Source organism: Streptomyces sp. NPDC008238 (assembly GCF_042956445.1).
Classification (GTDB): domain Bacteria; phylum Actinomycetota; class Actinomycetes; order Streptomycetales; family Streptomycetaceae; genus Actinacidiphila.
Genome location: NZ_JBIBGK010000076.1, coordinates 1 through 1,613, shown reverse-complemented (window position 1 = coordinate 1,613; position 1,613 = coordinate 1). Strand labels below are relative to the sequence as shown.

Annotated in this window: 2 protein-coding genes; one reads left to right on the top strand and one right to left on the bottom strand. The window is 69.3% G+C overall.

Annotation, left to right across the window (positions count from 1 at the left end; translation table 11 throughout):
* The first annotated feature begins 270 nt into the window (after positions 1-270).
* The gene (locus ACFZAU_RS41790; RefSeq protein WP_500556603.1) at positions 271-1,053 is read left to right on the top strand and encodes an IS5 family transposase; all 783 of its coding nucleotides are present in this window, start codon (positions 271-273) and stop codon (positions 1,051-1,053) included.
* Here ACFZAU_RS41790 and ACFZAU_RS41785 read toward each other — a convergent pair.
* On the bottom strand, positions 1,019-1,613 hold a 595-nt coding region (locus tag ACFZAU_RS41785; RefSeq protein WP_500556602.1), incomplete at its 5' end, for a hypothetical protein. The genes ACFZAU_RS41790 and ACFZAU_RS41785 overlap by 35 nt on opposite strands.

The window sequence follows — 1,613 nt, the reverse complement described above, 5'->3', positions numbered from 1 at the left end:
AGAAGCCGTTTCTCTATCGATCATGGTGAGCATCGGTTCGAGTGTGGCGACTCGGTCGGGTGATCTCCGGGATGTCCGGGCATGAGGGTAGGGCCTCCTGCACAGCTCATGGGTGTCGAATCCAAGTGAGCAACAGGAGGCCCTGTGTCGCAGTCTTGCGTTCCGGTGGCGGCGGAGTCCAACTCGGCGCCTCTGTCGTGTGACTGTCTCGCGCACCGGTTCGGGAACGCTGCGGATCGCCCGCACAGGAGGCCGAAGTATCCCTCCGACATGACGGACGTCGAGTGGGCGGCGGTGCGCGAGCTGCTGCCGGTGCCGGGGTGGATGGAGGGCCGGGGCGGCCGGCCGGAGGGCTACTGCCATCGGCAGATGCTCGACGCGGTCCGCTACCTGGTCGCGGGCGGTATCACGTGGCGGGCGATGCCCGCGGACTTCCCCGCGTGGGACCGGGTCTACGCGTTCTGGCGACGGTGGCGGGACCAGGGCCTGATCGGCGAGTGGCACGACCGGCTCCGCGACCGCGTCCGTCAGGTCGAGGGACGGGATCCGGAGCCGACCGCGGGCGTCATCGACGCGCAGTCCGTCAAAGGGGCGGCGTCGGTTCCGGCCGCCAGCAGGGGCTTTGACGGCGGGAAGAAAGTCAACGGACGCAAGCGTCACATCGTGGTGGACACCCTCGGGCTGCTACTGGTCGTGATGGTTACGGCAGCGTCGGTGACCGACCGGGAAGCCGCCGGCGGTCTGCTGGCCCGGCTGCGCGAGCGGCACTGGCGCATCTCGCTCGTGTGGGCGGACGGCGGTTACACCGGGCAGCTGGTCGACGTCGCCCGCAACCTCTGGCGGATCGCGCTGACCGTGGTCAAGCGCACCGACGACACCCGCGGGTTCACCGTGCTGCCCAAAAGGTGGCTGGTGGAGCGGACGTTCGCGTGGCTGATGCGCTCTCGCCGCCTGGCCCGCGACTACGAGACCCGGACCGACAGCGCCGAAGCGATGATCCACTGGTCGATGAGCATGGTCATGAGCCGACGGCTCGCGAAACGGGGATGCTGAACATCCCCGGACTCTCTTCGACCAGCCAGCCCCGCACGACCAGGCGCTTGGCCTTCGACCGCACTCCCTCGACCTTCGCCGGCACCGGCGCGAGCCCGAACGCGACAGCGAGCTGCCGGCAGTCCATCGCCTCCCCGTCCCTACCGGCCAGGATGTCCATGAGCCGCCGGTAGTCCGGTGCCAGCACTGCCGGGTCGAGGCCTGCCCGCCATGCCGGCACCACCGAACCGGGCACCCCACACGCCACCGGCACGGGCCGTTCGTCGGACGCGGCAACGGGCGCATTCTCGCGTTCGCACGGTTCCGCCAGGACCTGGCCGACCGTCTCGCGGGCGGTCACGAACCGCTGCCACGTGGCCTCAGCGTCCCGCAGCTCGGCCTGCAGGACCTCCACCCTCTGACGGGCAGCACGCTCCCGCTCCTCCAACAGCCCCATCACCGACGGCATCCGGCACCCCACCCAAGAGACGACACGACACACCATCCCTCCCGCCGAAGCACCAATCTCACGCCTGACCAGCGGAAACGCAGCTACCACCTTCGGAAAGACAACACCTTCT